This is a genomic window from Streptomyces sp. NPDC091371 (assembly GCF_040684275.1).
In the GTDB taxonomy this organism is placed as follows: domain Bacteria; phylum Actinomycetota; class Actinomycetes; order Streptomycetales; family Streptomycetaceae; genus Streptomyces.
Window position 1 is genome coordinate 29,232 of the sequence record NZ_JBFBFP010000035.1, and the last position, 17,264, is coordinate 46,495.

The 17,264-nt window shown below is 65.9% G+C and carries 30 protein-coding genes; all 30 read right to left on the minus strand.

The genetic code is table 11. The features are described 5' to 3' along the window. Window positions 1–84 precede the first annotated feature (84 nt). The 30 genes from AB0O21_RS29165 to AB0O21_RS29310 all read right to left on the minus strand — a co-directional run bounded on the left by AB0O21_RS29165 (window position 85) and on the right by AB0O21_RS29310 (window position 17,193). Window positions 85–1,107 (minus strand): DNA-directed RNA polymerase subunit alpha, encoded by a 1,023-nt coding sequence (locus tag AB0O21_RS29165; protein ID WP_365175862.1) that lies wholly within the window; start codon window positions 1,105–1,107, stop codon window positions 85–87. Window positions 1,108–1,257: 150 nt separating this feature from the next. Further along, the gene (gene rpsK, locus AB0O21_RS29170) at window positions 1,258–1,662 is read right to left on the minus strand and encodes a 30S ribosomal protein S11 (RefSeq protein ID WP_003956432.1); all 405 of its coding nucleotides are present in this window, start codon (window positions 1,660–1,662) and stop codon (window positions 1,258–1,260) included. Window positions 1,663–1,716: 54 nt separating this feature from the next. Beyond that, window positions 1,717–2,097, minus strand: a complete 381-nt coding sequence (rpsM, locus tag AB0O21_RS29175; RefSeq protein ID WP_007265919.1) for a 30S ribosomal protein S13 — start codon at window positions 2,095–2,097, stop codon at window positions 1,717–1,719. 199 nt (window positions 2,098–2,296) lie between these two features. Further along, entirely contained in the window at window positions 2,297–2,410 is a 114-nt protein-coding gene (gene rpmJ / locus AB0O21_RS29180) for a 50S ribosomal protein L36 (RefSeq protein ID WP_003956441.1), read from the minus strand. Window positions 2,411–2,483: 73 nt separating this feature from the next. Beyond that, the gene (infA, locus tag AB0O21_RS29185; RefSeq protein ID WP_003956442.1) at window positions 2,484–2,705 is read right to left on the minus strand and encodes a translation initiation factor IF-1; all 222 of its coding nucleotides are present in this window, start codon (window positions 2,703–2,705) and stop codon (window positions 2,484–2,486) included. Window positions 2,706–2,846: 141 nt separating this feature from the next. Then, complete coding sequence (gene map, locus AB0O21_RS29190; protein ID WP_365175863.1) at window positions 2,847–3,698, minus strand: type I methionyl aminopeptidase; 852 nt, start codon at window positions 3,696–3,698, stop codon at window positions 2,847–2,849. 92 nt (window positions 3,699–3,790) lie between these two features. Continuing rightward, window positions 3,791–4,438, minus strand: coding sequence for an adenylate kinase (locus AB0O21_RS29195; protein WP_365175864.1), 648 nt, complete (start codon window positions 4,436–4,438; stop codon window positions 3,791–3,793). Then, window positions 4,438–5,754 (minus strand): preprotein translocase subunit SecY, encoded by a 1,317-nt coding sequence (gene secY / locus AB0O21_RS29200; protein WP_365175865.1) that lies wholly within the window; start codon window positions 5,752–5,754, stop codon window positions 4,438–4,440. Before secY ends, AB0O21_RS29195 begins: the two co-directional genes overlap by 1 nt. A 188-nt stretch (window positions 5,755–5,942) precedes the next feature. Beyond that, window positions 5,943–6,398, minus strand: a complete 456-nt coding sequence (gene rplO, locus AB0O21_RS29205) for a 50S ribosomal protein L15 (protein WP_190183001.1) — start codon at window positions 6,396–6,398, stop codon at window positions 5,943–5,945. A gap of 2 nt (window positions 6,399–6,400) precedes the next feature. After that, window positions 6,401–6,583 (minus strand): 50S ribosomal protein L30, encoded by a 183-nt coding sequence (rpmD, locus tag AB0O21_RS29210; RefSeq protein ID WP_005313525.1) that lies wholly within the window; start codon window positions 6,581–6,583, stop codon window positions 6,401–6,403. Further along, window positions 6,583–7,185: a 30S ribosomal protein S5 gene (gene rpsE, locus AB0O21_RS29215; protein ID WP_030388857.1), complete on the minus strand. Its 603-nt coding sequence runs from the start codon at window positions 7,183–7,185 to the stop codon at window positions 6,583–6,585. The genes rpmD and rpsE overlap by 1 nt, the downstream gene beginning before the upstream one ends. A 45-nt stretch (window positions 7,186–7,230) precedes the next feature. Further along, a complete protein-coding gene (gene rplR / locus AB0O21_RS29220) occupies window positions 7,231–7,614 on the minus strand; it encodes a 50S ribosomal protein L18 (RefSeq protein ID WP_030008471.1) in 384 nt (127 codons plus the stop codon). Between the two features lie 2 nt (window positions 7,615–7,616). Then, window positions 7,617–8,156 carry a 50S ribosomal protein L6 gene (rplF, locus tag AB0O21_RS29225; protein ID WP_365175866.1) on the minus strand — a complete coding sequence of 180 codons (540 nt, stop codon included), beginning with the start codon at window positions 8,154–8,156 and terminating at the stop codon, window positions 7,617–7,619. 20 nt (window positions 8,157–8,176) lie between these two features. Then, on the minus strand, window positions 8,177–8,575 hold the full coding sequence (rpsH, locus tag AB0O21_RS29230) for a 30S ribosomal protein S8 (RefSeq protein ID WP_007265911.1): 399 nt from the start codon (window positions 8,573–8,575) through the stop codon (window positions 8,177–8,179). A 221-nt stretch (window positions 8,576–8,796) separates the two neighbouring features. Beyond that, entirely contained in the window at window positions 8,797–8,982 is a 186-nt protein-coding gene (locus AB0O21_RS29235) for a type Z 30S ribosomal protein S14 (protein WP_003956452.1), read from the minus strand. Between the two features lie 5 nt (window positions 8,983–8,987). Then, a complete protein-coding gene (gene rplE / locus AB0O21_RS29240; RefSeq protein ID WP_030154702.1) occupies window positions 8,988–9,539 on the minus strand; it encodes a 50S ribosomal protein L5 in 552 nt (183 codons plus the stop codon). After that, window positions 9,539–9,850 carry a 50S ribosomal protein L24 gene (gene rplX, locus AB0O21_RS29245; RefSeq protein WP_030008468.1) on the minus strand — a complete coding sequence of 104 codons (312 nt, stop codon included), beginning with the start codon at window positions 9,848–9,850 and terminating at the stop codon, window positions 9,539–9,541. Before rplX ends, rplE begins: the two co-directional genes overlap by 1 nt. 2 nt (window positions 9,851–9,852) lie before the next feature. Then, window positions 9,853–10,221 carry a 50S ribosomal protein L14 gene (rplN, locus tag AB0O21_RS29250; protein ID WP_008739701.1) on the minus strand — a complete coding sequence of 123 codons (369 nt, stop codon included), beginning with the start codon at window positions 10,219–10,221 and terminating at the stop codon, window positions 9,853–9,855. Between the two features lie 108 nt (window positions 10,222–10,329). Further along, complete coding sequence (gene rpsQ, locus AB0O21_RS29255) at window positions 10,330–10,611, minus strand: 30S ribosomal protein S17 (protein WP_030008467.1); 282 nt, start codon at window positions 10,609–10,611, stop codon at window positions 10,330–10,332. Then, complete coding sequence (gene rpmC, locus AB0O21_RS29260) at window positions 10,611–10,835, minus strand: 50S ribosomal protein L29 (protein ID WP_008739703.1); 225 nt, start codon at window positions 10,833–10,835, stop codon at window positions 10,611–10,613. Before rpmC ends, rpsQ begins: the two co-directional genes overlap by 1 nt. Further along, window positions 10,835–11,254 carry a 50S ribosomal protein L16 gene (gene rplP, locus AB0O21_RS29265; protein WP_008739704.1) on the minus strand — a complete coding sequence of 140 codons (420 nt, stop codon included), beginning with the start codon at window positions 11,252–11,254 and terminating at the stop codon, window positions 10,835–10,837. Before rplP ends, rpmC begins: the two co-directional genes overlap by 1 nt. Window positions 11,255–11,259: 5 nt before the next feature. After that, entirely contained in the window at window positions 11,260–12,099 is an 840-nt protein-coding gene (rpsC, locus tag AB0O21_RS29270; RefSeq protein ID WP_280917079.1) for a 30S ribosomal protein S3, read from the minus strand. Then, entirely contained in the window at window positions 12,099–12,446 is a 348-nt protein-coding gene (rplV, locus tag AB0O21_RS29275; RefSeq protein ID WP_007265904.1) for a 50S ribosomal protein L22, read from the minus strand. Before rplV ends, rpsC begins: the two co-directional genes overlap by 1 nt. A 43-nt stretch (window positions 12,447–12,489) precedes the next feature. Then, on the minus strand, window positions 12,490–12,771 hold the full coding sequence (rpsS, locus tag AB0O21_RS29280) for a 30S ribosomal protein S19 (protein ID WP_008739713.1): 282 nt from the start codon (window positions 12,769–12,771) through the stop codon (window positions 12,490–12,492). 12 nt (window positions 12,772–12,783) lie between these two features. Then, window positions 12,784–13,620, minus strand: coding sequence for a 50S ribosomal protein L2 (gene rplB, locus AB0O21_RS29285; protein WP_007265902.1), 837 nt, complete (start codon window positions 13,618–13,620; stop codon window positions 12,784–12,786). A gap of 39 nt (window positions 13,621–13,659) precedes the next feature. Next, window positions 13,660–13,983, minus strand: a complete 324-nt coding sequence (rplW, locus tag AB0O21_RS29290) for a 50S ribosomal protein L23 (protein WP_007265901.1) — start codon at window positions 13,981–13,983, stop codon at window positions 13,660–13,662. Beyond that, complete coding sequence (gene rplD, locus AB0O21_RS29295) at window positions 13,983–14,633, minus strand: 50S ribosomal protein L4 (protein ID WP_267033229.1); 651 nt, start codon at window positions 14,631–14,633, stop codon at window positions 13,983–13,985. Before rplD ends, rplW begins: the two co-directional genes overlap by 1 nt. A 4-nt stretch (window positions 14,634–14,637) precedes the next feature. Continuing rightward, window positions 14,638–15,282, minus strand: a complete 645-nt coding sequence (rplC, locus tag AB0O21_RS29300) for a 50S ribosomal protein L3 (protein ID WP_007265899.1) — start codon at window positions 15,280–15,282, stop codon at window positions 14,638–14,640. 14 nt (window positions 15,283–15,296) lie between these two features. Next, window positions 15,297–15,605, minus strand: a complete 309-nt coding sequence (gene rpsJ / locus AB0O21_RS29305) for a 30S ribosomal protein S10 (RefSeq protein WP_003948644.1) — start codon at window positions 15,603–15,605, stop codon at window positions 15,297–15,299. 469 nt (window positions 15,606–16,074) lie between these two features. Further along, entirely contained in the window at window positions 16,075–17,193 is a 1,119-nt protein-coding gene (locus AB0O21_RS29310; protein ID WP_365175867.1) for a hypothetical protein, read from the minus strand. Window positions 17,194–17,264 lie beyond the last annotated feature (71 nt).

Sequence of the window (17,264 nt, forward strand, 5' to 3'; positions counted from 1 at the left end):
CCGGCCGTGTCAGGTACCGGTGTCAGTTCCCTCAAGCGGTCGCAAGAGGGTGGTGTGGGGGGCGCGAGCCCCCCACAAGCTTTCTCAGTACTGCTCGGTCTCGACGAAACCGGCGTCCGCGTCGTCGTCGGCGCCGAAGGCGTCGGCGGCGGCGGTCGGGTCGAATCCGGGCGGGCTGTCCTTGAGGGCCAGGCCCATGCCGGCCAGCTTCGCCTTGACCTCGTCGATCGACTTCGCACCGAAGTTGCGGATGTCGAGCAGGTCGGCCTCGGAGCGGGCGACGAGCTCACCCACGGAGTGGATGCCCTCGCGCTTGAGGCAGTTGTACGACCGAACGGTGAGCTCGAGCTCCTCGATCGGCAGCGCCAGATCGGCGGCCAGGGCCGCGTCCGTCGGCGAGGGGCCCATGTCGATGCCCTCGGCGTCGATGTTGAGCTCGCGCGCCAGACCGAACAGCTCGACCAGGGTCTTGCCGGCGGACGCCATGGCGTCACGCGGGCGCATGGCCTGCTTGGTCTCGACGTCGACGATCAGCTTGTCGAAGTCGGTGCGCTGCTCGACTCGGGTCGCCTCGACCTTGTAGGTGACCTTGAGGACCGGGCTGTAGATGGAGTCGATCGGGATGCGACCGATCTCCTGGCCCAGCTGCTTGTTCTGGACGGCGGAGACGTAGCCGCGACCGCGCTCGACGGTCAGCTCCATCTCCAGCTTGCCCTTGCCGTTGAGCGTGGAGAGGACCAGGTCCGGGTTGTGCACCTCGACACCGGCCGGGGGCGCGATGTCGGCGGCGGTGACCAGGCCGGGACCCTGCTTGCGCAGGTACATCACGACCGGCTCGTCGTGCTCCGAGGAGACGACCAGCTGCTTGATGTTCAGGATGATGTCGGTGACGTCTTCCTTCACACCCGGCACGGTGGTGAACTCGTGCAGGACGCCGTCCACGCGGATGCTGGTGACAGCCGCACCCGGGATCGAGGACAGGAGCGTACGGCGCAGGGAGTTACCGAGGGTGTAGCCGAAGCCCGGCTCCAGCGGCTCGATCACGAACCGCGAGCGGTACTCGTCGACGACCTCTTCGGTCAGCGAAGGACGCTGAGCGATAAGCATGTCTGTGTTCCTTCATTCGTGGACGCCCACTATTTGACGCCCGACGGGATGCCGTACCGGAGTACGGCTACTGCAAGGGTACGGGCGGCACGCCCCCCGGAGGGGTCGTACCGCCCGGACACTCAAGAACGCAACTGTGCGTCCGCTGCGTCAGACGCGGCGGCGCTTCGGCGGGCGGCAGCCGTTGTGCGGGGTGGGGGTGACGTCCTGGATCGAGCCGACCTCGAGGCCAGTGGCCTGGAGGGAGCGGATCGCGGTCTCGCGGCCGGAGCCCGGACCCTTCACGAAGACGTCAACCTTGCGCATGCCGTGCTCCTGCGCGCGGCGGGCGGCCGACTCGGCGGCCATCTGCGCGGCGAAGGGGGTGGACTTGCGCGAGCCCTTGAAGCCGACGTGGCCGGCGGAGGCCCAGGAGATCACGTTGCCCGAGGGGTCCGTGATCGAGACGATGGTGTTGTTGAACGTGCTCTTGATGTGGGCGTGCCCGTGAGCGACGTTCTTCTTTTCCTTGCGGCGCACCTTCTTGGCAGCGCCCTGACGACCCTTGGGGGGCATCTAAATCTCCTACGGGAGGTGGTCGGTCCTACAGCGCAAGACCGCTGAACAGGACTACTTCTTGCCCGGCTTCTTCTTACCGGCGATCGCGCGACGCGGGCCCTTGCGGGTACGCGCGTTGGTGCTGGTGCGCTGACCGTGCACCGGGAGGCCGCGACGGTGGCGGATACCCTGGTAGCACTGGATCTCGATCTTGCGGCGGATGTCGCCCTGGATCTCGCGGCGGAGGTCACCCTCGGTACGGAGGTTGGCGTCCACGTACTCGCGGATCTTGACGAGGTCCTCTTCGGCCAGGTCACGAACGCGGGTGTTCGGGTTCACGCCGGTGGAGGCGAGGATCTCCTTGGACCGGGTGCGCCCGATACCGAAGACGTAGGTGAGTGCGATCTCCACGCGCTTTTCGCGCGGGATGTCAACACCGGAAACGCGTGCCATTCAATGGCTCCTGTGTGTTCGGGGGTCTTCCGCAGAACCACTCCCGACCGCCGACCACCCGAAGTGGGTGATGGTACGTCCGGGTCCCCGGCCCCCGCCGGAGGTGCCGCCGGCCCCGTGCGGGGCTGGGCGGGTTCTGCGTATGTACGTTTTCTTACGTCGCGCGAAGAACTGCGGAAGGCAGGTCGGTCGGCGTGCGTCAGCCCTGGCGCTGCTTGTGGCGCAGGTTGTCGCAGATGACCATGACCCGGCCGTGACGGCGGATCACCTTGCACTTGTCGCAGATCTTCTTGACGCTCGGCTTGACCTTCATGTTGGTGAGGTTCTCCGGGTCAGTGCCACCACCCGCACCGGGACGGATGCCCAGGCAGGAGTGAGAGCAAGATCTACTTGTATCGGTAGACGATCCGGCCACGCGTCAGGTCGTACGGAGACAGCTCCACAACGACCCGGTCATCGGGGAGGATGCGGATGTAGTGCATACGCATCTTGCCGCTGATGTGCGCGAGGACCTTGTGACCGTTCTGGAGTTCCACCTTGAACATCGCGTTCGGGAGGGACTCGATCACGGTGCCCTCGATTTCGATGGCACCTTGCTTCTTGGCCACGCTTCGCCTTTCGAATCGGCTACCTTGATCGGCTTCGTACGTCGCCATGCAGGCATGGATGTGCACGAGAGCCGACGAGTCAGTCTACGTCAGGGCACCCAGAAAGACGAATCCGGAAAGTTTGCCCCAGAGTCTAGATCATTAACCGAGGGGGTCCGGAGCCGTGGTGACTCCGTACTCCGCCAGCTTCGCCTTGCCGCAGTCCGGGCTGGTCAGGACGATGGGACCGTCCTCCGTCAGGGCGATGGAGTGCTCCCAGTGCGAGGACCAGGTGCCGTCGGTCGTGATGACCGTCCAGTCGTCGGACAGTACCTCCGTCTGGGCGGTGCCCAGGGACACCATCGGCTCGATCGCCAGGCAGACGCCCGGAACCAGCTTGATCCCCTTGCCCCGCTTGCGCGAGACGTAGTTCAGCAGGTGCGGGTCCATGTGCATCTCGGACCCGATGCCGTGGCCGCCGTAGTCCTCGATGATCCCGAACTTGCCGAGGCTGTGCTCACCGGTGGAAGGGCGGGGCTGGCGCTTGATGTACGACTCGATCGCCTTCGAGATGTCCACGAGGCGGTTGCCGAGCTTCATGGCGGCGATACCGGCCCACATGGACTCCTCGGTCACCCGGGACAGCTCGACGAGCTCCGGAGCGTGACCAGTGCCCACGAAGGCCGTGCACGCGGCGTCGCCGTGCCAGCCGTCCACGATCGCGCCGGCGTCGATCGAGATGATGTCGCCGTCCTTGAGGACGGTCTTGTCGTCCGGGATGCCGTGGACGACGACCTCGTTCACCGAGGTGCAGATCGTCGCGGGGAACCCTCCGTAGCCGAGGAAGTTCGACGTGGCGCCGGCGTCCGCGATGACCTTGCGGGCCACCATGTCCAGATCCCGCGTCGTGGCGCCCGGCACGGCCGCCTCACGGGTCGCCGCGTGGATCGCGGCGACGACAAGCCCCGCCTCGCGCATCTTCGCGATCTGCTCGGGGGTCTTGATCTGGACCATGAAAGAACGCCTTCCAGCTTCGGTACGAGTCTTCTCAACAGTACGGCCGCGATGCCCTGGGGACACCGCGGCCGTACTGCACAGCAGTAGAACTACTTGTTGAGGGCGTCCATCGCCCGCTTGGTGATCTCCTGCACCTCGCCGAGGGCGGGGATCGTCACCAGCAGGCCCTGGGCCTTGTAGTAGTCGATGATCGGCTCGGTCTGCGTGTGGTAGACGTCGAGCCGGTTGCGGACCGCGTCCTCGGACTGGTCCTCGCGGACGTACAGCTCGCCGCCGCAGACGTCGCAGACGCCCTCGGTCTTCGGCGGCGCGTACACCACGTGGAAGACGTGCGAGCCGTCGTTGCGGCAGGTACGCCGACCGGCGAGGCGCTTGACGACCTCGTCCTCCTCGACCTCCAGGTCGAGGACGGCGTCGAGCTTCATGCCCTCGGCCTGCAGCATGACGTCGAGCGCCTCGGCCTGCGAGACGTTGCGGGGGAAACCGTCGAGCAGGAAGCCGTTCGCGGCGTCCGGCTGCTCCATCCGGTCCTTGGCCATGTCGATGGTCACCTCGTCGGGGACGAGGTCACCGGCGTCCATGTACGCCTTGGCGCGCCGGCCCAGCTCGGTGTTCTGGCTGATGTTGGCCCGGAACAGGTCGCCCGTGGAGATGTGCGGGATCGACAGGTTCTTGGCAAGGAACGCGGCCTGCGTTCCCTTGCCCGCACCGGGCGGTCCGACGAGGACGATTCGCATCAGCGGAGGAACCCTTCGTAATTACGCTGCTGGAGCTGGCTCTCGATCTGCTTCACGGTTTCCAGACCCACACCCACGATGATCAGGATGCTCGTTCCCCCGAAGGGGAAGTTCTGGTTCGCTCCGAAGCCGGCCAACGCCATCGTCGGCACAAGAGCGATGAGACCCAGGTACAGCGACCCCGGCCAGGTGATCCGGTTGAGCACGTAGCTCAGGTACTCGGCGGTGGGTCGACCGGCACGAATACCCGGGATGAACCCACCATACTTCTTCATGTTGTCTGCAACTTCCTCGGGGTTGAAGGAAATCGCCACGTAGAAGAACGCAAAGAAGACAATCAGGAGGAAGTAGGTCGCGATGTAGTAGGGGTGGTCGCCCTTGACGAAGTGGGCGCTGATCCACTTGGCCCAGCCCGCCTGCGACCCGCTGAACTGAACGATCAGCGCCGGGATGTACAGCAGCGACGAGGCGAAGATGACCGGGATCACACCGGCCTGGTTCACCTTGAGCGGGATGTAGGTCGAGGTGCCGCCGTACGCGCGGCGCCCGATCATGCGCTTCGCGTACTGGACCGGGATCCGGCGCTGCGCCTGCTCGACGAAGACCACCAGGGCCACCATCGCGAGGCCGACGAGGATCACGACACCGAACTCGACCCAGCCGCCGGCGATCTTGCCCTGCTCCTTGATGGCCCACAGGGAGCCGATGAAGCCGGCCGCGATCGAGATGAACATGAGGATGGACATGCCGTTGCCGATGCCGCGGTCGGTGACGAGCTCACCGAGCCACATGACGACACAGGTACCGGCGGTCATGGTGACCACCATGACGACGGTGGTGAAGATCGAACGGTCGGGAACGATCTGGCTGGCGACCGAGCAGTTCTGGAACAGGGCACCCGTGCGCGCGGTGGCGACGAGGCCGGTGCCCTGCAGGATCGCGAGCGCGACCGTCAGATAGCGCGTGTACTGAGTGATCTTCGCGGTGCCGGACTGTCCCTCTTTTTTGAGGTTCTCCAGCTTCGGGATGACCACGGTCAGCAGCTGCAGGATGATGCTCGCCGTGATGTACGGCATGATGCCGAGCGCGAAGATCGTGATCTGCAGCAGCGCGCCGCCGCTGAACATGTTGACCAGACCGAAGAGCCCGCCGTTCTGGCCGGCTGCCTGGTCAACACAGATCTGTACGTTCTTGTAGTTCACGCCGGGGACCGGGATGTGTGACCCGAGCCGGAACAGCACGATGATGCCGAGCGTGAAGAGCAGCTTCTTGCGCAGGTCGGGCGTCTTGAACGCCCGGGCGAACGCGGTGAGCACGGTGCCTCCTGCGACCCCCGCGCTACTGCGTCAGAGGTGACGGTCTGAGGGATCGACGTATACGACAAAGCAAAGGTGCACGCCACCTTACCGGCGAGTGTGCCTCCCGTGGAACGACCAACCGGGGATGCCCCTTATGTGAGGCATCCCCGGTCGGGTTTCGAGCTATTTAGTCACAAGAATTCGTCTTAGACGAGCTCGGTGACAGAGCCGCCGGCAGCGGCAATCTTCTCCTTGGCGGAGGCGGAAACGGCGTCAACCGAAACCGTCAGCGCCACGGAGATCTCGCCCTGGCCCAGGACCTTGACGAGGCTGTTCTTGCGAACCGCGCCCTTGGCGACCAGGTCGGCCACCGTGACTTCTCCACCCTCAGGGTAGAGAGCGCCGAGCTTGTCCAGGTTGACGACCTGGAACTCGGTGCGGAACGGGTTCTTGAAGCCCTTGAGCTTCGGCAGGCGCATGTGGAGGGGCATCTGCCCACCCTCGAAGCGCTGCGGGATCTGGTAACGGGCCTTCTGGCCCTTCGTACCACGACCGGCCGTCTTACCCTTCGACGCCTCACCACGACCGACACGGGTCTTCGCGGTCTTGGCGCCGGGGGCGGGACGGAGGTTGTGGGCCTTCAGCGGGCTGTTCTCAGCCATGATTAGTCAACCTCCTCAACCGTCACGAGGTGGCGGACGGTGTGAACCATTCCGCGGAACTCGGGGCGGTCCTCCTTGACGACGACGTCGTTCAGGCGCTTGAGCCCGAGCGAACGCAGCGTGTCGCGGTGGTTCTGCTTGCTACCGATGTACGACTTCGTCTGCGTGATCTTGAGGCGAGCCATTACGCACCCGCCCCAGCACGCGCACGGAGCAGAGCCGCGGGGGCGACGTCCTCGAGGGGCAGACCACGGCGAGCCGCGATCTCCTCGGGACGCTGCAGGCCCTGGAGGGCCGCCACGGTCGCGTGCACGATGTTGATCGCGTTGTCGGAGCCGAGCGACTTCGACAGGATGTCGTGAACGCCGGCGCACTCCAGAACGGCGCGCACCGGGCCACCGGCGATAACACCGGTACCGGGGGAAGCAGGCTTCAGCAGGACAACGCCGGCCGCCTTCTCGCCCTGGATCGGGTGCGGGATGGTGCCCTGGATGCGGGGAACCTTGAAGAAGTTCTTCTTGGCTTCCTCGACGCCCTTGGCGATGGCCGCGGGAACTTCCTTGGCCTTGCCGTAACCGACACCTACGGTGCCGTCACCGTCACCCACCACGACGAGCGCGGTGAAGCTGAAGCGACGACCACCCTTGACAACCTTGGCGACACGGTTGATCGCGACAACGCGCTCAACGTAAGCGGTCTTCTCGGCGGCAGGGCCACCGTCGCGACCCTTCCGGTCCCGCCGCTCGCCGCCACCGGCACCGCTTCCGCGGCGCTGGGGTCCAGCCATTGGATTACCTCTCTCTGTTACGTCCGTGAGTCCCGGAACCGGGGCTTAGAACTTCAGCCCGGCTTCGCGGGCGGCGTCAGCCAGAGCGGCAATGCGCCCGGCGTATCGGTTGCCACCGCGGTCGAACACGACGGTCTCGACACCCGCAGCCTTGGCACGCTCGGCGACGAGCGCGCCGACAGCCTGGGCCTGGGAGCTCTTGTCGCCTTCGCCACCGCGGATCGAAGCGTCCAGGGTCGACGCGGACGCCAGGGTGTGGCCCTGGAGGTCGTCGATGACCTGAGCAACGATGTTGCGGTTCGAACGCGTCACGACGAGGCGCGGACGCTCCGCCGTACCCGAGACGTTCTTGCGGATGCGGATGTGGCGGCGAGCCTTGGCAGCGCGCTTGTACGCGTCGCCCTTGGCGATCTTCACACCGTATGCCATGGCTACTTACCAGCCTTTCCGACCTTGCGGCGGATGACCTCGCCGGCGTACTTGACACCCTTGGCCTTGTACGGGTCGGGCTTCCGCAGCTTGCGGATGTTGGCGGCGACCTCGCCGACCTTCTGCTTGTCGATGCCCTCGACCGAGAACTTGGTCGGCGACTCGACCTTGAAGGAGATGCCCTCGGGCGCCTCCACCAGGATCGGGTGGCTGTAGCCGAGCTGGAACTCCAGGTTGGAGCCCTTCGCGGCCACGCGGTAACCGACACCGCTGATCTCGAGAGCCTTGACGTATCCCGTGGTCACACCGGTGATCATGTTCGCCACCAGCGTGCGGGACAGGCCGTGCAGGGCCTTGTTCTGACGCTCGTCGTTCGGGCGGATGACGTTCAGAACGCCGTCCTCACCCTTGGCGACAGCGATGGGCGCAGCGACGGTGTGCGTGAGGGAACCCTTGGGGCCCTTCACCGCGACCGTACGGCCATCGATGGTGACGTCCACACCGGCGGGAACCTGGATGGGGAGCTTGCCGATTCGCGACATTGCTTTTCCTCCGTTCCCGACTACCAGACGTAGGCGAGGACTTCCCCACCTACGCCCTTCTTGCCTGCCTGCTGGCCGGTCAGGAGACCGTGGGACGTGGAGATGATCGCCACGCCCAGGCCGCCGAGGACCTTCGGCAGGTTGGTGGACTTCGCGTACACGCGCAGACCGGGCTTCGAGATCCGCTTGATGCCCGCGATGGAGCGCTCACGGTTCGGCCCGAACTTCAGCTCGAGGACGAGGTTCTTGCCGACCTCGGCGTCCTCGACCTTCCAGCCGGTGATGAAACCCTCCTGCTTGAGGATCTCTGCGATGTGCGACTTGATCTTGCTGTGCGGCATCACGACGGTGTCGTGGTACGCCGAGTTAGCGTTACGCAGACGGGTCAGCATGTCTGCGATCGGGTCAGTCATGGTCATGAAGTGGCCTTCGGCCTCTCTCGCCGGGGTTTCCTGTATGCGCCATCCCTCTCCCCACTCAGTGGCGGGACGGGTGCGGTGCGGGGACCTACGGCGTAGTAAGTCGATAGGGCGGCGGACGCCCAACCCCACAAGCCTACGGCATGCGGGCAGGGCGGTCCGCCGACCTGATGCTTACCGAGAGCGTCTGGAAAACCTCAACACCCAAAGGGCGGGAGGATTTACCAGGAGCTCTTGGTCACGCCCGGCAGCTCGCCACGGTGAGCCATCTCACGAAGGCAGACGCGGCACAGGCCGAACTTGCGGTACACGGAGTGGGGACGACCGCAGCGCTGGCAGCGGGTGTACGCACGCACACCGAACTTGGGCTTGCGGGCAGCCTTCGCGATGAGAGCCTTCTTCGCCATCTCGCTTACGCCTCCTTGAAGGGGAAGCCGAGGTGACGAAGGAGCGCGCGGCCCTCAGCGTCGTTGGTCGCCGTGGTGACCACGGTGATGTCCATACCCCGGGTACGGTCGATCTTGTCCTGGTCGATCTCGTGGAACATGACCTGCTCCGTGAGACCGAAGGTGTAGTTGCCACGGCCGTCGAACTGCTTCGGCGACAGACCACGGAAGTCACGGATACGCGGCAGCGCGAGCGACAGCGTACGGTCCAGGAACTCCCACATGCGGTCACCACGGAGGGTGACGTGGCAGCCGATCGGCTGACCCTCGCGCAGCTTGAACTGCGCGATGGACTTGCGGGCCTTCGTGACGGCCGGCTTCTGACCGGTGATCGTCGTCAGGTCGCGGATGGCGCCGTCGATCAGCTTCGAGTCACGGGCGGCGTCGCCGACACCCATGTTCACGACGATCTTGACGAGACCGGGGATCTGCATGACGTTCTCGTAGGAGAACTCCTCACGCAGCTTGCCCGCGATGTCCTCGCGGTACTTCGTCTTGAGACGCGGAGTGGTAGCCATCAGATGTCCTCACCCGTCCGCTTGGCAACGCGGATCTTGTTGCCCTCGTCGTCGAAGCGGTAGCCGACGCGGGTGACGACCTTCTTGCCGTCCTTCTCCACAACCAGCTGAACGTTGCTGACGTGGACCGGGGCCTCGGTGATCACAATGCCACCGGCCTGGTTCTGCGCAGCCTTGGTGTGCTTCTTGACCCGGTTGACACCCTCGACCAGGACGCGGTTGTCAGCGGGGAAGGCGACGATGACCTTGCCCTGCTTGCCCTTGTCCTTACCGGTGATGACCTGAACCAGGTCGCCCTTCTTGATCTTCATGCTTACAGCACCTCCGGCGCGAGCGAGATGATCTTCATGAACTTCTTCTCGCGCAGCTCACGGCCCACCGGGCCGAAGATACGGGTGCCGCGAGGGTCGCCGTCGTTCTTCAGAATGACGGCGGCATTCTCGTCAAAGCGGATGTACGAGCCGTCCTGGCGGCGACGCTCCTTGACGGTGCGAACGATGACCGCCTTGACGACGTCACCCTTCTTCACGTTGCCACCGGGGATCGCGTCCTTGACGGTGGCGACGATGACGTCACCGATGCCCGCGTAGCGGCGACCGGAACCACCGAGAACACGGATGCAAAGGATTTCCTTGGCACCAGTGTTGTCGGCGATACGCAGTCGCGACTCCTGCTGGATCACGTGTATCTCCTGTTTGTCTGCCGGTTCCCGGCGGGGGCCTCACACTCCGAAGAGCGGTGGCCCCCACCGAGCCTGGCGGAACGAACTTGAGGGAAACCCCTCAAGTAATTACTTGGCCTTCTCGAGGATCTCGACGATGCGCCAGCGCTTGCTCGCCGACAGCGGACGCGTCTCCATGATGAGGACGCGGTCGCCGACGCCGGCAGCGTTCTGCTCGTCGTGCGCCTTGAGCTTGTTCGTACGGCGGATGACCTTGCCGTACAGGGCGTGCTTCACGCGGTCCTCGACGGCGACGACGACGGTCTTGTCCATCTTGTCGCTGACGACCAGACCCTCACGGGTCTTGCGGAAACCGCGCTCGGTCTTCTCAGTCACGTTGTTCTCGCTCATCAGGCGCTCTCCACCGTCTCGATACCGAGCTCACGCTCGTGCATCAGGGTGTAGATGCGAGCGATGTCCTTACGGACGGACTTGAGCCGGCCGTTGTTCTCCAGCTGACCCGTGGCCGCCTGGAAGCGGAGCTTGAACAGCTCCTCCTTGGCCTCGCGCAGCTTGCCAACGAGCTCCTCGTTGCCGAGCTCACGCAGCTCGGACGCCTTGGTTCCCGTCGCCATCACGACTCACCTGCCTCGCGCCGAACAATCCGGCACTTCATCGGAAGCTTGTGAGCAGCGCGGGTGAGCGCCTCACGAGCAATCTTCTCGTTCGGGTAGGACAGCTCGAACATGACCCGGCCCGGGTGCACGTTGGCGATCCACCACTCGGGAGAACCCTTACCGGAACCCATGCGGGTTTCGGCCGGCTTCTTCGTCAGCGGGCGGTCCGGGTAGATGTTGATCCAGACCTTGCCGCCACGCTTGATGTGGCGGGTCATCGCGATACGAGCCGCCTCGATCTGGCGGTTCGTCACGTACGCCGGGGTCAGCGCCTGAATGCCGTACTCACCGAACGTGACCTCAGTACCGCCCTTGGCCATACCGCTGCGCTTCGGGTGGTGCTGCTTACGGTGCTTGACCCTACGAGGGATCAGCATGTTGGTCAGGCCTCCGTTCCGGTGCTCTCAGCCGGAGCGGCGGCGGGGGCGTCGGCCTTGGGGGCCTCCACACCAGCAGCCTGCTGCGGCTTGCGGCCACCACGGCCGCCGCGCTCGCCACCACGGCCACCACGGCCGGCGGGACGGTCGCCAGCGCCGGCACCACGGGCCGGGCGGTTACCCGCACGGGCCGCAGCGTTCTCGGCGCGAACCTCGGCGATGTTCTTGACGTCGCCCTTGTAGATCCAGACCTTCACACCGATACGGCCGAAGGTGGTCTTGGCCTCGAAGAAGCCGTAGTCCACGTTCGCGCGCAGCGTGTGCAGTGGCACACGACCCTCGCGGTAGAACTCGGAGCGGGACATCTCGGCGCCGCCGAGACGGCCGCCACACTGGATCTTGATGCCCTTGGCGCCGGCCTTCATGGTGCCCTGCATGCTCTTGCGCATGGCACGACGGAAGGAGACGCGGGAGGAGAGCTGCTCGGCAACGGCCTGGGCAACCAGCTGAGCGTCAAGCTCGGGGTTCTTGACCTCGAGGATGTTCAGCTGGACCTGCTTGCCCGTGAGCTTCTCGAGGTCACCGCGGATGCGGTCGGCCTCGGCGCCACGGCGGCCGATGACGATGCCCGGACGAGCGGTGTGGATGTCCACACGCACGCGGTCACGGGTGCGCTCGATCTCAACCTTCGAGATGCCGGCGCGCTCCATGCCGGACGTCATCATCCGACGGATGGCGACGTCTTCCTTGACGTAGTCCTTGTACAGCTTGTCGGCGTACCAACGCGACTTGAAGTCGGTGGTGATGCCGAGTCGGAACCCGTGCGGGTTTACCTTCTGGCCCATTACCGGGAACCTTCCTTGCTGCTGACGACCACGGTGATGTGGCTGGTCCGCTTGCGGATCCGGTAGGCACGGCCCTGGGCACGCGGACGGAACCGCTTCAGGGTCGGGCCCTCGTCCACGTACGCCTCGCTGATGACCAGCGTGGAGGCGTCCGGGTGGTTGTAGTTGTGTGCGGCGTTGGCAATGGCGCTGTCCAGCACCTTGCCGACCGGCACGCTCGCGGCCTGCGGGGCGAAACGCAGGACCGCCTGAGCCTCCGTGGCATCCATGCCACGGATAAGGTCCACCACTCGGCGGGCCTTCATGGGCGTGACGCGGATGTACCGCGCCTGGGCCCTGGCTTCCATGGTTGTCCCTTCGGTGTAAGTCATAGTCGTAACCACCCCGCCTTTAGCGGCGCTTCGACTTCCGGTCGTCCTTGACGTGGCCGCGGAAGGTGCGAGTCGGCGAGAACTCGCCGAGCTTGTGGCCGACCATCGACTCGGTGACGAACACCGGGACGTGGGTCTTGCCGTTGTGCACCGCGATGGTGTGACCCAGCATGCTGGGGATGATCATCGAGCGACGGGACCAGGTCTTGATGACGTTCTTGGTGCCGGCTTCGTTCTGGACATCCACCTTCTTTACGAGGTGGTCGTCGACGAAGGGCCCCTTCTTGAGACTGCGCGGCATCTAAACCCGCTCCTAGCGCTTCTTGTTCGTCTTGCGGCGGCGGACGATGTACTTGCTCGAAGCCTTCTTCGGCGAGCGAGTACGACCCTCCTTCTGACCCCACGGGGAGACCGGGTGGCGACCACCACTGGTCTTGCCCTCACCACCACCGTGCGGGTGGTCAACCGGGTTCATCGCGACACCGCGGACGGTCGGGCGAACGCCCTTCCAGCGCATGCGGCCGGCCTTGCCCCAGTTGATGTTCGACTGCTCGGCGTTGCCGACCTCGCCGACCGTGGCGCGGCAGCGCGCGTCGACGAGACGGATCTCACCGGACGGCATGCGGAGGTGGGCCATGACGCCCTCCTTCGCCAGCAGCTGCACGGAGGCACCAGCCGAACGCGCGAACTTGGCGCCGCCACCGGGGCGGAGCTCGATCGCGTGGATCGTGGTACCGACCGGGATGTTGCGGAGCGCGAGGTTGTTGCCCGGCTTGATGTCGGCCGTGGGGCCGTTCTCAATCCGGTCACCCTGCTGCAGACCGCGCGGCGCGATGATGTAGCGCTTCTCGCCGTCGGCGTAGTGCAGCAGCGCGATGCGCGCGGTGCGGTTGGGGTCGTACTCGATGTGCGCGACCTTGGCCGGCACGCCGTCCTTGTCGTGACGACGGAAGTCGATCACGCGGTAGGCGCGCTTGTGGCCACCGCCCTGGTGGCGAACGGTCACACGACCGGTGTTGTTACGGCCGCCCTTGCTGTGCAGGGGGCGGACCAGCGACTTCTCCGGCGTGGACCGCGTGATCTCGACAAAGTCGGCGACGCTGGAGCCACGACGGCCCGGGGTCGTCGGCTTGTACTTGCGGATACCCATTTCTCAGTCCTCGTCCGATTCCGGACGACTAGACCTCCGTTAGGAGGCCTGGCCGCCGAAGATGTCGATACGGTTGCCCTCGGCAAGGGTCACGATGGCGCGCTTGGTGTTGGCGCGCTTGCCGAAACCGGTCTTGGTGCGCTTGCGCTTACCCTGACGGTTGATCGTGTTGACCCCGGTGACCTTGACCGAGAAGACCGCCTCGACGGCCTGCTTGATCTGGGTCTTGTTGGCGCCGGGCGCGACGATGAACGTGTACTTGTTCTCGTCCAGCAGCGCGTAGCTCTTCTCCGAGACGACCGGCTTGATCAGCAGGTCGCGCGGGTCGGTGAAGGTCTTGCTGGTAACGGTCGCCTCAGACATCAGGCGTCGCTCCCTTCGGTCTCATCGGCCTTGGGGCCAGACACGAAGGACTCGAAAGCGGCCTGAGTGAAGACCACGTCGTCAGAGACGATCACGTCGTACGTGTTCAGCTGGCCCGGCTCCAGGATGTGAACCTGGGGCAGGTTGCGGGCGGACAGCCACGCGGCCTCTTCGGAGCGGTCGACGACCAGGAGCAGGTTCTTGCGCTCCGAGATCTTGCCGAACAGCGTCTTGGCGGCCTTCGTGGAGGCGGCACCCTCGACCACGCCGGTGACGACGTGGATGCGGGAGTGACGCGCACGGTCCGAGAGGGCACCGCGGAGGGCGGCGGCCTTCATCTTCTTGGGGGTCCGCTGGGAGTAGTCACGCGGCTGCGGGCCGTGGACGACGCCACCGCCGACGAACTGCGGAGCGCGGGTCGAACCCTGGCGAGCGCGGCCGGTGCCCTTCTGGCGGTACGGCTTGCGGCCACCACCACGGACTTCGCCACGACGCTTGGTCTTGTGCGTGCCCTGACGGGCAGCAGCCAGCTGGGCGACAACGACCTGGTGGATCAGCGGAACGCTGGTCTTCGCGTCGAAGATCTCCGCGGGGAGCTCGACGGTACCGGCCTTGTCGCCTGCCGGCGAAAGGATGTCAATGGTGCTCATTACCTCAAGCCCCCTTGGCCGCGGTACGGACCAGGACGAGGCCGCCGTTCGGACCGGGGACCGCACCCTTGATGAGGAGCAGACCCTTCTCCGCGTCAACCGCGTGGATGGTCAGGTTCTGGGTGGTGACGCGCTCGTTACCCATACGACCGGCCATGCGCATGCCCTTGAAGACACGCCCAGGGGTGGCGCAGCCACCGATCGAACCGGGGGAGCGGTGCTTGCGCTGCACACCGTGACCGGCGCCGAGGCCCCGGAAGTTGTGCCGCTTCATGACACCGGCGAAGCCCTTGCCCTTGCTGTTGCCCGTGACGTCAACCTTGACGCCGGACTCGAACACCTCAGCAGTGATCTCCTGGCCGAGCGTGTACTCGCTGGCGTCGGAGGTGCGGAGCTCCACCAGGTGGCGGCGGGGGGTCACGTCGGCCTTGGCGAAGTGGCCCTTGAGGGGCTTGTTCACCTTGCGCGGGTCGATCTCGCCGAAGGCGATCTGGACCGACTCGTAGCCGTCGATGTCGTTCGTACGGACCTGGGTAACGACGCAGGGTCCGGCCTTGACCACGGTCACCGGGACGACACGGTTGTTCTCGTCCCAGACCTGGGTCATGCCGAGCTTCTCGCCCAGGACGCCCTTGATCTGCTTTGCCATCTTCTCGACGCCTCTCAGAGCTTGATCTCGATGTCAACGCCGGCCGGAAGGTCCAGGCGCATCAGCGAGTCAACGGTCTTGGGCGTCGGGTCGAGGATGTCGATCAGGCGCTTGTGCGTGCGCATCTCGAAGTGCTCGCGCGAGTCCTTGTACTTGTGCGGCGACTTGATGACGCAGTACACGTTCTTCTCAGTGGGCAGCGGCACCGGGCCCGCGACCGACGCACCAGTGCGGGTCACCGTCTCGACGATCTTCTTCGCCGAGGAGTCGATGACCTCGTGGTCGTAGGCCTTGAGCCGGATGCGGATCTTCTGTCCCGCCATGGCTACTCCGTAGTCCTGTCTGTATGTGGAACGCTCTGGCCCTCGGGCGGCTGCGGGACGGATCCCGCGGCTTCTCTCCGACCCACGCGGTCGGGCGTGTCGCACTCCCTCTACAGAAAATTCCCATACGGAAATTCCCTCATCCAAGGGGGTGCGGTCCCTGTGACCGCGTTTCGGGGGAGAAACACCCACCGAGTGCCTGGTGGGCACCGTGCTGACACTTCCCAGAAGATTCCCGTACGTCCGCCCCCATTGCTGCCCCGTGAGGCAGATTAAGGACGACGAGTACTGTGGGACTCGCTTCCGGTCCTCCCGGCGGGAGGCGCGCAGCATCGGCACTCAGCCGAGCAACTTGAGTAGTCTGCCATACGAGACACGTACCTGGCCAATCGGGCCGAAGAGAATACCCCGCCACACTGAGTGGTCAAACCATGGCACCCGTGCCGCCCGGGCGGGGTATCTCCCCCGGTCAGGAGCGGGACACCGTCCCGCAGCCGTCCTGGCTGGTCGCCTCGATGCTCTTGCTCCGGTCGTACGGGTCCTCGGGCGTCCCGGAGGGAGTGACTCCGGTCACCGGATCCGCGTCGAACCCCGGGTGCATGTAGCCGTCGTACACCTCGCAGGCGCTGTTGGCGAGGTCGACGCGGTAGTCGGCGAGTCGGAGCCGGCCGGTGGTGACCTGCCACTTGCGCGGGTCCGCGACCATGAAGCTGATCTCGCGGCGCACGATGGTCCGCTCGACCCGGTCCGCGCCCTGAGCGGCCTTCGCCAGCGGGTAGACGAAGGAGTAGTCGACCCGGATCTGGGCCTGACCGGCCTCCTTGCCGGGCTCCACCCACATCCGGCCGCGGACCTTGACCACCTCGCCGACGAGCTTCAGCTCGGCCGGGTTGTACCGGGAGAACAGGTTCATCGGGTCCTGCTGCTTGCCCGGCTGGGCCAGCGACTTCTCCAGGTGCGCGGCCGAGTCGGTGTCCTTGGGGTCCAGCAGGGCCAGGGCCGCCTCGGGCCGCTGCCCCTTCAGCACCGCCGGGTCCAGGTTGGCCGCGACCAGGAACGCCTTGGCGTTCTGGAGGCCCTCCGCGATCTTCTCCTTGGACACCCCGCCGACGGCCTCGGCCGCGGGGAGCTCGATTCCGGCGGCGCCGTCCGCCCACTGGAGGGCCGGGGAGCCGCGGAAAGGCTCCTGCAGCGTCGGGGCGTCCGGATCCGCCGACGGCGGCGGGGCGGTCGGGCGGGCCGTCTCCGGGGCCGGCGGGCCCGCGTTCTTGGCGTCCTCGCGGGCCTGCGTCTTGCCCGTGACGCGGTCGATGACCAGCTCGGGCCGTACGGCGATCAGCGCGATGCCCGCGATGACGACCACGGCCAGCACCGCCTTGAGGCGCCGCTTGCGCCGGCCGCGGCCCTCCCTCTCCTGCCACGTGGGGCCGGTGCGCCACCCCGGCGGCGGGTCCTGCTGGTGCCGCAGCCGCTCGGTCACCATCCGCGCCCGCGCGGACGGCTCCTTGGGAGCGTTTCCGTCCCCCGCGGCCGCCTGCTCCATGAAGCGGGCCCACTCCTCGTCGGAGGGTCCCCGCCCGTCTGTCATGTCCTCGTTCCTGCCCATTCCCCACCCTGGTTCCCCGAACGTGCAAGAGGCCCGCACCATCCGGTGCGGAG

Excerpts from the sequence above, each read along its gene's own strand:
- AB0O21_RS29165 (WP_365175862.1), bottom strand. The coding sequence starts at position 1,107 with ATGCTTATCGCTCAGCGTCCTTCGCTGACCGAAGAGGTCGTCGACGAG.
- rpsK (WP_003956432.1), bottom strand. The coding sequence starts at position 1,662 with ATGCCCCCCAAGGGTCGTCAGGGCGCTGCCAAGAAGGTGCGCCGCAAG.
- rpsM (WP_007265919.1), bottom strand. The coding sequence starts at position 2,097 with ATGGCACGCGTTTCCGGTGTTGACATCCCGCGCGAAAAGCGCGTGGAG.
- rpmJ (WP_003956441.1), bottom strand. The coding sequence starts at position 2,410 with ATGAAGGTCAAGCCGAGCGTCAAGAAGATCTGCGACAAGTGCAAGGTG.
- map (WP_365175863.1), bottom strand. The coding sequence starts at position 3,698 with ATGGTCCAGATCAAGACCCCCGAGCAGATCGCGAAGATGCGCGAGGCG.
- AB0O21_RS29195 (WP_365175864.1), bottom strand. The coding sequence starts at position 4,438 with ATGCGAATCGTCCTCGTCGGACCGCCCGGTGCGGGCAAGGGAACGCAG.
- rplO (WP_190183001.1), bottom strand. The coding sequence starts at position 6,398 with ATGGCTGAGAACAGCCCGCTGAAGGCCCACAACCTCCGTCCCGCCCCC.
- rpmD (WP_005313525.1), bottom strand. The coding sequence starts at position 6,583 with ATGGCTCGCCTCAAGATCACGCAGACGAAGTCGTACATCGGTAGCAAG.
- rpsE (WP_030388857.1), bottom strand. The coding sequence starts at position 7,185 with ATGGCTGGACCCCAGCGCCGCGGAAGCGGTGCCGGTGGCGGCGAGCGG.
- rplR (WP_030008471.1), bottom strand. The coding sequence starts at position 7,614 with ATGGCATACGGTGTGAAGATCGCCAAGGGCGACGCGTACAAGCGCGCT.
- rplF (WP_365175866.1), bottom strand. The coding sequence starts at position 8,156 with ATGTCGCGAATCGGCAAGCTCCCCATCCAGGTTCCCGCCGGTGTGGAC.
- rpsH (WP_007265911.1), bottom strand. The coding sequence starts at position 8,575 with ATGACCATGACTGACCCGATCGCAGACATGCTGACCCGTCTGCGTAAC.
- AB0O21_RS29235 (WP_003956452.1), bottom strand. The coding sequence starts at position 8,982 with ATGGCGAAGAAGGCTCTCATCGCGAAGGCTGCCCGCAAGCCCAAGTTC.
- rplE (WP_030154702.1), bottom strand. The coding sequence starts at position 9,539 with ATGGCTACCACTCCGCGTCTCAAGACGAAGTACCGCGAGGACATCGCG.
- rplX (WP_030008468.1), bottom strand. The coding sequence starts at position 9,850 with ATGAAGATCAAGAAGGGCGACCTGGTTCAGGTCATCACCGGTAAGGAC.
- rpsQ (WP_030008467.1), bottom strand. The coding sequence starts at position 10,611 with ATGAGCGAGAACAACGTGACTGAGAAGACCGAGCGCGGTTTCCGCAAG.
- rpmC (WP_008739703.1), bottom strand. The coding sequence starts at position 10,835 with ATGGCGACGGGAACCAAGGCGTCCGAGCTGCGTGAGCTCGGCAACGAG.
- rplP (WP_008739704.1), bottom strand. The coding sequence starts at position 11,254 with ATGCTGATCCCTCGTAGGGTCAAGCACCGTAAGCAGCACCACCCGAAG.
- rpsC (WP_280917079.1), bottom strand. The coding sequence starts at position 12,099 with ATGGGCCAGAAGGTAAACCCGCACGGGTTCCGACTCGGCATCACCACC.
- rplV (WP_007265904.1), bottom strand. The coding sequence starts at position 12,446 with ATGGAAGCCAGGGCCCAGGCGCGGTACATCCGCGTCACGCCCATGAAG.
- rpsS (WP_008739713.1), bottom strand. The coding sequence starts at position 12,771 with ATGCCGCGCAGTCTCAAGAAGGGGCCCTTCGTCGACGACCACCTCGTA.
- rplB (WP_007265902.1), bottom strand. The coding sequence starts at position 13,620 with ATGGGTATCCGCAAGTACAAGCCGACGACCCCGGGCCGTCGTGGCTCC.
- rplW (WP_007265901.1), bottom strand. The coding sequence starts at position 13,983 with ATGTCTGAGGCGACCGTTACCAGCAAGACCTTCACCGACCCGCGCGAC.
- rplD (WP_267033229.1), bottom strand. The coding sequence starts at position 14,633 with ATGAGCACCATTGACATCCTTTCGCCGGCAGGCGACAAGGCCGGTACC.
- rplC (WP_007265899.1), bottom strand. The coding sequence starts at position 15,282 with ATGGCAAAGCAGATCAAGGGCGTCCTGGGCGAGAAGCTCGGCATGACC.
- rpsJ (WP_003948644.1), bottom strand. The coding sequence starts at position 15,605 with ATGGCGGGACAGAAGATCCGCATCCGGCTCAAGGCCTACGACCACGAG.
- AB0O21_RS29310 (WP_365175867.1), bottom strand. The coding sequence starts at position 17,193 with ATGACAGACGGGCGGGGACCCTCCGACGAGGAGTGGGCCCGCTTCATG.